Genomic DNA, 2,467 nt, shown 5'->3' on the forward strand with positions numbered 1-2,467 from the left:
CAGCGCCCCCTGCGCAGCCCACCCGCCCGGCCAACCCCCAGAAATCCGCTGTTCGCGGCAAGCCCCAGCCACGAGGGGGCTCCGCCGATGGCCGCCGACCGCGCGCAGCGCCGCTTTCCGCCCAAATCGCCGAACCATGCGCTTGCTCACGGATTGACCACGCAATTGATGACAACGTTGTCCCCACCTGGCGCCGGACTCTCTCCCCGGCCTCCCAGGTGCCTCCGTCCGGCCCCTCCGTCGCCTTCCCGGGCGATGCCCGGACCTGCGTCACGCGCGGCGCCATCGGGGCCCGCGCGCCCTTTGATCGGAGACTCACCCATGTACGACCCGATTGTGCGCAGTGCCGAACGTTCGACCCGAAGCTGTCGTCCCCGCCATCTGGCCTGGCTGCTTGCCCTGGCCGCCGGCAGCGCCGCCCTGCCCGGCCTGGCGCAGGCTGCCAGCTGTGCCGGCGTGGCCCAGTGGGACCAGGCCAAGATCTACCGGGCCGGCGATACCCTGCAGAAAGGAGGCGTCCTCTATCGGGCGAACCAGGACATCTGGAACGCGCCACCGGACCATCCGGCCGGTGCGCCCTACTACACCAACCTCGGTGCCTGCGATGGCAGCGGCACCAACCAGCCGCCGGTGGTCAGCCTGACCTCGCCGGCCAACGGCGCCACCTTCAGTGCCGGCAGCACGGTCAACGTGACCGCCACCGCCAGCGATCCGGACGGCAGCGTCGCCAAGGTCGAATTCTTCCGCGACGGCAGCACGCTCGGCGTGGCCACCAGTGCGCCGTATGCGGCCAGCTGGACCAATGCCAGCGCCGGCAGCCACACCCTGCGTGCGGTCGCTACCGACAACAACAACGCCACCAGCAGCACCGCGACCATCACCATCACCGTCAACGCTGCCGGTGGCGATACCACCGCGCCGAGCGTGCCCGGCGGGCTGGCGGCCGGAACGCGCACTGCCAACAGCATCGCGCTCAGCTGGAGCCCATCCACCGACAACACCGGTGGCAGTGGCCTGGCCGGCTATGACGTGTACCGTAACGGAAGCCTGGTCGGTTCGCCGTCCAGTGCCAGCTATGTGGATGGGGGGCTGACCGCATCGACCACCTACCGTTACCGCGTGCGGGCGCGCGACAATGCCGGCAACGCGTCGGCGCAGGGCACCGAGATCAGCGCCACCACGCTGGCCGGCGACGGCGGCACCACCGGCAAGCGGGTCATCGGTTACTTCACCCAGTGGGGCATCTACAGCCGCAACTACCGGGTCAAGAACATCGACAGCAGCGGTTCGGCGGCGCGCCTGACCCACATCAACTACGCGTTCGGCAACGTGCGCAACAACCGCTGCGAAGTCGGCATCACCCAGCCGTCGGATCCGAACAGCGGTGCCGGTGGCGATGCCTTCGCCGACTACACCAAGGCCTTCAGTGCCGCCGAGAGTGTCAGCGGCAGCGCCGATACCTGGGACCAGCCGCTGCGCGGCAACTGGAACCAGCTCAAGCAGCTCAAGGCCAAGTACCCGAACCTGAAGGTACTGATCTCGCTGGGTGGCTGGACCTGGTCGCGCGGCTTCTCCAGCGCGGCGCGCCCGGAAAACCGCCAGGCCTTCGTTGCCTCGTGCATCGACGCCTACATCAAGGGCAACCTGCCGGTGACCGACGGTGCCGGCGGCGCCGGTGCGGCGCTGGGCGTGTTCGACGGCATCGACATCGACTGGGAATACCCGGTGGCCTGCGGCATCGAATGCGGCAAGCCGGAAGACAACGCCAACTTCACCGCGCTGATGGCCGAGTTCCGCCGCCAGCTCGATGCGGTGCGTCCGGGCCTGTTGCTGACGGTGGCGGTGGGTGCCGGCATCGACAAGATCCGCGTCACAGATCCGGCGGCGTACCACCCGTACCTGGACTACATCAACGTGATGACCTACGACTTCCACGGCGCGTGGGATGCGAAGACCAATCACCAGTCGGCGCTGTTCGATTCGCCGAATGATCCGTCCACCGGCGACCAGAAGCTGTACAACAGCAACGACGCCATCGAGGCCTTCATCAGCCGTGGCGTGCCCGCCGCCAAGCTCAACCTGGGCATCGGCTACTACGGGCGTGGCTGGACCGGCGTGGCCAATGCCAACAACGGCCTGTACCAGACCGCCAGCGGTGCTGCCCCGGGCACGTATGAAGCCGGCATCGAGGACTGGAAGGTGCTGAAGAACCTGGCGTGGCCGGGCTACACCGACAACACCGCCGGTGCCACCTGGATCTACAACGGCAGCACGCTGTGGAGCTTCGACACCCCGGCCAACATCACCCGCAAGATGGGTTACGTGAAGACCCAGGGCCTGGGCGGCGCGTTCGTATGGGAGTTCAGCGGTGACGATGCGCAGGGCACGCTGACCAAGGCAGTCAGTGATGGCCTGAAATAAGGGAAAAGCCGGGGGCGCTGCGCGCCCCCGGCTTCCTACCTGTAGA

1 protein-coding gene is annotated in these 2,467 nt (G+C 67.9%); it reads left to right on the top strand.

What is annotated here, in order from left to right:
- Positions 1 to 321: 321 nt before the first annotated feature.
- Complete coding sequence (locus HMPREF3114_RS10140; protein WP_070489711.1) at positions 322 to 2,421, top strand: glycosyl hydrolase family 18 protein; 2,100 nt, start codon at positions 322 to 324, stop codon at positions 2,419 to 2,421.
- The last annotated feature ends 46 nt before the right edge of the window (positions 2,422 to 2,467 follow it).

Origin of the sequence: Stenotrophomonas sp. HMSC10F07 (assembly GCF_001807895.1) — a bacterium.
Lineage (GTDB): Bacteria > Pseudomonadota > Gammaproteobacteria > Xanthomonadales > Xanthomonadaceae > Stenotrophomonas > Stenotrophomonas sepilia.